7 protein-coding genes are annotated in these 6,273 nt (G+C 70.0%); all 7 read left to right on the top strand.

The window, feature by feature from the left end:
• On the top strand, nt 1-447 hold a 447-nt coding region (gene prs, locus DMB66_RS39265), incomplete at its 5' end, for a ribose-phosphate diphosphokinase (RefSeq protein WP_125809203.1).
• 309 nt (nt 448-756) lie between these two features.
• Complete coding sequence (locus tag DMB66_RS39270; RefSeq protein WP_125809204.1) at nt 757-1,389, top strand: 50S ribosomal protein L25/general stress protein Ctc; 633 nt, start codon at nt 757-759, stop codon at nt 1,387-1,389.
• Between the two features lie 107 nt (nt 1,390-1,496).
• On the top strand, nt 1,497-2,087 hold the full coding sequence (pth, locus tag DMB66_RS39275) for an aminoacyl-tRNA hydrolase (protein WP_125809205.1): 591 nt from the start codon (nt 1,497-1,499) through the stop codon (nt 2,085-2,087).
• A 218-nt stretch (nt 2,088-2,305) separates the two neighbouring features.
• Complete coding sequence (locus DMB66_RS39280; RefSeq protein ID WP_125809208.1) at nt 2,306-4,024, top strand: sugar transferase; 1,719 nt, start codon at nt 2,306-2,308, stop codon at nt 4,022-4,024.
• A gap of 18 nt (nt 4,025-4,042) precedes the next feature.
• Nucleotides 4,043-4,930 (top strand): 3'(2'),5'-bisphosphate nucleotidase CysQ, encoded by an 888-nt coding sequence (locus DMB66_RS39285; protein ID WP_125809206.1) that lies wholly within the window; start codon nt 4,043-4,045, stop codon nt 4,928-4,930.
• A 43-nt stretch (nt 4,931-4,973) separates the two neighbouring features.
• Entirely contained in the window at nt 4,974-5,885 is a 912-nt protein-coding gene (gene cysD, locus DMB66_RS39290; RefSeq protein WP_125809207.1) for a sulfate adenylyltransferase subunit CysD, read from the top strand.
• Nucleotides 5,885-6,273 (top strand): GTP-binding protein (locus DMB66_RS39295; protein ID WP_199752888.1); only part of this gene is annotated, 389 nt, incomplete at its 3' end. The genes cysD and DMB66_RS39295, both read left to right, overlap by 1 nt.

A 6,273-nucleotide genomic window follows, 5' to 3' on the forward strand; every position in this document is an offset into this window, starting at 1 on the left:
TCGGGCCGGGTGCGGGTGGCGGAGCGGTGGACCGACCGTCTCGGTGGGTGTCCGCTGGCGTTCATCCACAAGACGCGGGATCCGATGAAGCCGAACCAGGTGGTGGCCAACCGGGTGGTCGGTGAGGTCGAGGGCCGGGTCTGTCTGATCGTCGACGACATGATCGACACCGGTGGCACGATCACGAAGGCCGCCGACATCCTGTTCGATTCGGGCGCGGCGGATGTGATCGTGGCCTCGACGCACGCGCTGTTGTCCGATCCGGCGACCGAGCGGTTGAAGAACAGCCGGATCAGTGAGCTGGTGGTGACCAACACGTTGCCGCTGCCGCCGGAGAAGCAGCTTGACAAGATCACCGTGCTGTCGATCGCGCCGCTGCTGGCGCGGGCGATCCGGGAGGTCTTCGATGACGGGTCGGTGACCACCCTGTTCGGCGGTTTGAGCTGAGCCGTCCGGTTGTCCGGTTTGTGGCTGGATGGACCGTGCAATTTGCATTCGTGCGGGTGAAATTTCCGCGGGGTGAGTGATCTGGCGGGACCCGCCGCTTCGACCGTCGGCGTGGCAGGTAAGCTGGTGCGGTTGCCACGGCGAGGGTGCCACGCGGTCTGCTGCAGTTTTGCGGAGTTCGCTTGAGGCACCGTGATCGACGCGGTGCTCCGGGCCTGTGCCCGCGCGCCCCTTCGCCGAGCGCCGATTGCCCGCAGCCCGCCGAACCTTCTTCACGCCGCCCGTTCCAACGTTTTCAGGAGTTTCCCCGTGTCCGAGGTAAAGATCAGCGCCGAGCCCCGTACCGAGTTCGGCAAGGGTGGTGCCCGCCGCACGCGCCGGGCCGGCCTGGTGCCTGCCGTGCTGTACGGACATGGCGAGGCCCCCGTCCACATCGCTCTGCCCGCGCGTGAGTTCGCCGCCGCGATTCGGCACGGCGGTCTCAACCAGGTCTTCACGATCGACGTCGCCGGTGGCACCGGTGCCACGCTCGCGCTGCCGAAGGCGATCCAGCGTGACCCGATCAAGGAGACGTACGAGCACGTCGACCTGATCATCGTCAAGCGTGGCGAGAAGGTCCAGGTCGACGTCCCGGTGACGATGGTCGGCGAGGCCGCCCGTAACACGCTCATCGTGAACGAGTCCAACACGCTGGCGGTCACCGCCGAGGCCATGCACCTGCCGAGCAGCCTCGAGGTCTCGATCGAGGGCCTGGAAGCCGGCTCGCAGATCACGGCCGGTGACGTGACGCTGCCCGAGGGCACCGAGCTGGCGGTCGACCCCGACTTCGTGCTCGCGATGGTCACCGCGGCGCAGACCGCCGAGCAGCTCGAGGGTGACTCGGCCGACGCGGGCGAGACCACCACCGAGGCGAGCGAGGCCGGCGGGGAAGCCGCTTCCTGACCCGACGAACCGCGATCCGCAGGGAAAGTGCCGTCGGCACTTTCCCTGTTTTCGTCGCGGGGTTGTGACCGCGACGGCGCGATGTCCATGTTGAAGGAGGCTCGGCGATGACCGAGGACGCACCCTGGCTGGTGGTCGGCCTGGGTAATCCCGGCCGGGAGTACGCGGCCAACCGGCACAATGTCGGTTTCATGGTGGCCGATCTGCTGGCGTCGCGGGTCGGTGGCAAGTTCGGCCGGCCGAAGCGGGTGGTGGCCGAGGCGGCGGAGGGCCGGCTGGGTTTCGGCGGCCCGAAGCTGATCGTGGTGAAGCCGTTGACGTTCATGAACCTGTCCGGTGCGCCGGTGGTGGCGCTGGCCCAGTTCTTCAAGGTGCCGGTGGAGAACGTGCTGGCCGTACATGACGAGCTTGATGTGCCGTACGGGCAGGTGCGGGTGAAGCGCGGCGGTGGTGAGGGCGGTCACAACGGGCTGCGTTCGATGTCGAAGTCGCTGGGCAGCAAGGAGTACGCCCGGGTCCGGTTCGGGATCGGCCGGCCGCCGGGTCGGCAGGACCCGGCCGACTACGTGTTGTCGGACTTCTCCGGCGGGGAGCGCAAGGAGCTGGAGTTTCTGGTGGACCGGGCGGCGGACGTGGTGGAGGCCGTGGTCCTCGAGGGCGTGGAGTGGGCCCAGAACAAATACCACGGAACTCTATGAGATACGGTCAGAACGGACAGATTGCTTGGGCCGTTTTGTCCGTCTATCGATCCCGTGACGCCGTCCCCGGTTAGCGCGTTGGTCACGTAGCGCACCCAAACGGGTGCGCGGGGACAACGCGGTACGGGGAGGTTCGGGTGCGGCAGGAACTCTCCAGGGGCTACGCAGCGATATTGGGTGAGCCGACGGTGGTGCTGCCGACGGTGCAACGTCGCGACATGGCGCCGGCGGAGCCGCCGGAGAACTACGGCCCGGCCAACCACCCGCCCGGCAACCACGGACTCCGCCCGCACCGGCCGCTGCCGTACCGGAGTCGCAACAGCAAGATCCCATCGCCCGCCCGGCCGCCCGGCGACGACGCCGGAGCCGACGTCGCCGACAACGCGCCGCCGCTGGCCGGTGCCGGCGGGCGGGTCCCCACCGACCGGGCCCGCAACCGGGCCGTCGAGCGGCACTGGTCGGCCGAGCCCAACCGCTCGGCGGCGGTCCGGCCCGCGAGCCGGCCGTTCGTCCGGGTCCGGGGCCGGCACGCGGCGATGTCGCGGCGCCAGCGCTGGGAGCGGCAGTACGTGCGCGCCCTGGTCCTGTGTGACCTGCTGGCCGGCATCGCCGCGGGCGCGGTGACCTTCGGCCTGCGCTTCGGCGACGAGGTGACCACCTACAACCGCTCGTACCTGTGGCTGTCGGGGCTGCTGCCGCTGGCGTTGCTGGCGGTGCTGGTGGTCAGCCGGGCGTACGAGCGCCGCTTCCTGTTCGTCGGCACGGACGAGTACCAGCGGGTGTTCCGGGGCGGGGTCGGCCTGATCGCGGGAGTGGCCGTCGTCTCGTACGCGCTCGATCTGGATCTGGCCCGGTCCTACGTCCTGGCCGCGCTGCCGACCGCGATGGTCTCCGCCGTGGTCCTGCGGTTCGCCCTGCGCAAGCGGCTGCACTTCGCCCGGGCTCGCGGGGAACGGCTGCGCCGGGTGATCGTGGTCGGCCACGAGCTGTCGGTCATCGGCATCACCAGGCAGTTGCGCCGGGAGCGGTACCACGGCCTGGAGGTGGTCGGCGCGTGCCTGCCGCCGGACCACGACGGGGTCATCGACCTGCCGGTCTTCGGCACCTTCGACGACGTCGCGACCGCGGTCGACGCGGCCGACGCGGACACCGTGGTGGTGCTGAGCTGCCCGGAGCTGGACGGCGCCGCGCTGCGCCGGCTGGCCTGGCGGCTCGAACGCGACGAGGTCGATCTGGTGGTGGCGAGCGCCCTCATCGACGTCGCCGGGGCGCGCACCACGATCCGGCCGTTCGACGGGCTGCCGATGCTGCACGTCGAGCATCCGCGGCTGCACGGCGGCGCCCGGGTCGTGAAGGACCTCGTCGATCGGATCGGCGCGCTCGCCCTGCTCATCTTCTTCGGACCGCTGCTGTTAGTCGTCGCACTCTGCGTCCGGGTGACCTCACGCGGGCCGGTACTCTTTCGTCAGGTGCGGGTCGGGCGTGACGGGTCCGAGTTCCGCATCTTCAAGTTCCGCAGCATGTACGTCGACGCCGAGGCCCGGCTGGCCGAGCTCCGGCACCTCAACGAGCACGACGGTGTGCTCTTCAAAATGCGCGACGACCCGCGCGTGACTCCGACCGGCCGGTGGTTGCGCAGGCTGTCCCTGGATGAGCTGCCGCAGCTGCTGAACGTGATCGCCGGGCAGATGTCGCTGGTCGGGCCGCGACCGCCGCTGCCGGCGGAGGTCGCCGTCTACGCCGACGACGTGCGCCGCCGCCTAGCGGTCAAGCCGGGCATGACGGGCCTTTGGCAGGTTTCCGGACGTTCGGACCTGTCCTGGGAGGAGGCGGTCCGGCTGGACCTTCGCTATGTGGAGAACTGGTCGCTCAGCTTGGACTTGGTGATCCTTTTGCGGACCATGACGGCGGTTGTCCGCTCCTCCGGAGCGTATTGAGTTATGAGAGGCGAGGCGATGAGCGAGCAGACAGGGACGTCGGCGCGCATAGCCGGTCAGCGTGAGCCCGTCGCCGACGGCGGCACGCCACCGGTGATCGACGCGGCGTTCGCGCGCTGGCTCGCGGACCGCGCCGGCCAGGTGCTGCTCCAGGTGCGCGCCGAGGTGGGGTATGCGGACGGCAAGGTGCTCAAGGCCGCCGGTGACCAGGCCGCGCAGGACCTGCTGCGCGCCGAGCTGGCCCGGTGGCGCCCGGCGGACGCTGTGCTGTCGGAGGAGGACGACCACTCCCGCGTGGCGTGGCACGACGACCGGCACGACGCCGTACGCCCGGACCGCCTCGGCGCCTCCCGGGTCTGGATCATCGACCCGCTGGACGGCACCCGCGAGTTCTCCGAGGAGGGCCGCACCGACTGGGCCGTGCACGTGGCCCTGTGGACGGCCGACTGTTCCCGGCCCAGCTGCCTGGCCGCCGGCGCCGTGGCGATGCCGGCCCAGCACCGGACGTTCGCCACCGACCAGCCGCCGGCGTACCCGCCGCTGCCCCTGGCCGCGGCGACCGGTGGCCCGATCCGGATCGCGGCCAGCCGCACCCGCCCGCCGGCGTTCGTCACCGCGCTGGCCGAGGACATCGGCGCCGAGCTGGTGCCGATGGGGTCCGCCGGCGTCAAGATCGCCGCGGTGATCAACGGCGACGCGGACGCCTACGTGCACGCGGGCGGGCAGTACGAATGGGACAGCGCCGCCCCGGTGGCTGTGGCGTCGGCCACGGGGCTGCATGCTTCCCGTATCGACGGAACTGCGCTGAAATACAACCAGGCCGATCCGAAGTTGCCGGATCTGGTGGTCTGTCGCAAGGACCTTGCGCCCCGTCTGCTCGCAGCGTTGCAGCGACACCTCCCGTAACCGCCCGGATGAGTTCGGCCGACACCGAAAGGTCTGGAATCCGATGAGCCAGACGAAGCCCTATCGCGTCTCGCATCTCGACGCTCTCGAAGCCGAGAGCATCTTCGTCATGCGCGAGGTCATGGCCGAGTTCGAGCGGCCGGTGCTGCTCTTCTCCGGTGGCAAGGACTCGATCGTGATGTTGCGCCTCGCGGAGAAGGCGTTCGCGCCCGCGCGCATCCCGTTCCCGGTCATGCACGTCGACACCGGGCACAACTTCCCCGAGGTGCTGGCATACCGCGACACCAGGGTCGCCGAGCTGGGCCTCAACCTGGTGATCGCCAGCGTGCAGGAGGCCATCGACGCCGGCCACGTCCGTGAGCTGCCGGACGGCACCCGCAACCGGATCCAGACCCCGGTGCTGCTCGCGGCGGTGGAGAAATACCGCTTCGACGCGCTCTTCGGCGGCGCCCGCCGCGACGAGGAGAAGGCCCGGGCCAAGGAGCGGATGTTCAGCTTCCGCGACGAGTTCGGCCAGTGGGACCCGAAGAACCAGCGCCCCGAGCTGTGGTCGCTCTACAACGGCCGGCACCACCCCGGTGAGTCGATCCGGGTGTTCCCGCTCTCCAACTGGACCGAGCTGGACGTCTGGCACTACATCGCCAAGGAGCAGATCGCGCTGCCGAGCATCTACTACGCGCACGACCGCGAGGTCGTCGAGCGCGCCGGGATGTTCTACGCGGTGAACGAGTTCATCGTCCCCAAGGACGGCGAGACGGTCGAGACCCGCCAGGTGCGTTACCGCACCGTCGGCGACGCGTCGCAGACCGCCGCCGTGCTCTCCGACGCCGACACGGTCTCCAAGGTCATCGACGAGGTGGCGGCGACCCGGATCACCGAGCGCGGCGCCACCCGGGGCGACGACAAGGTCAGCGAGGCGGCCATGGAAGACCGCAAGCGGGAAGGGTACTTCTGATGAGTCAGTCCGTGCTGGAGCCCGAGGCCACACCGGCCCGCAACATGGATCTGCTGCGGTTCGCCACCGCCGGCAGCGTCGACGACGGCAAGTCGACCCTGATCGGCCGGCTGCTCTACGACACCAAGTCGCTCTTCTCCGACCAGCTCGAGGCGGTCGAGGCGGTCAGCGCCGCCCGCGGCGACGAATACACCAACCTGGCGCTGCTCACCGACGGCCTGCGGGCCGAGCGGGAGCAGGGCATCACCATCGACGTGGCGTACCGCTACTTCGCGACGCCGCGGCGCAAATTCATCATCGCCGACACCCCGGGGCACATCCAGTACACCCGCAACATGGTCACCGGCGCCTCGACGGCCGACCTGGCGCTGATCCTGGTCGACGCCCG

It is taken from the genome of Actinoplanes sp. ATCC 53533 (assembly GCF_003947245.1).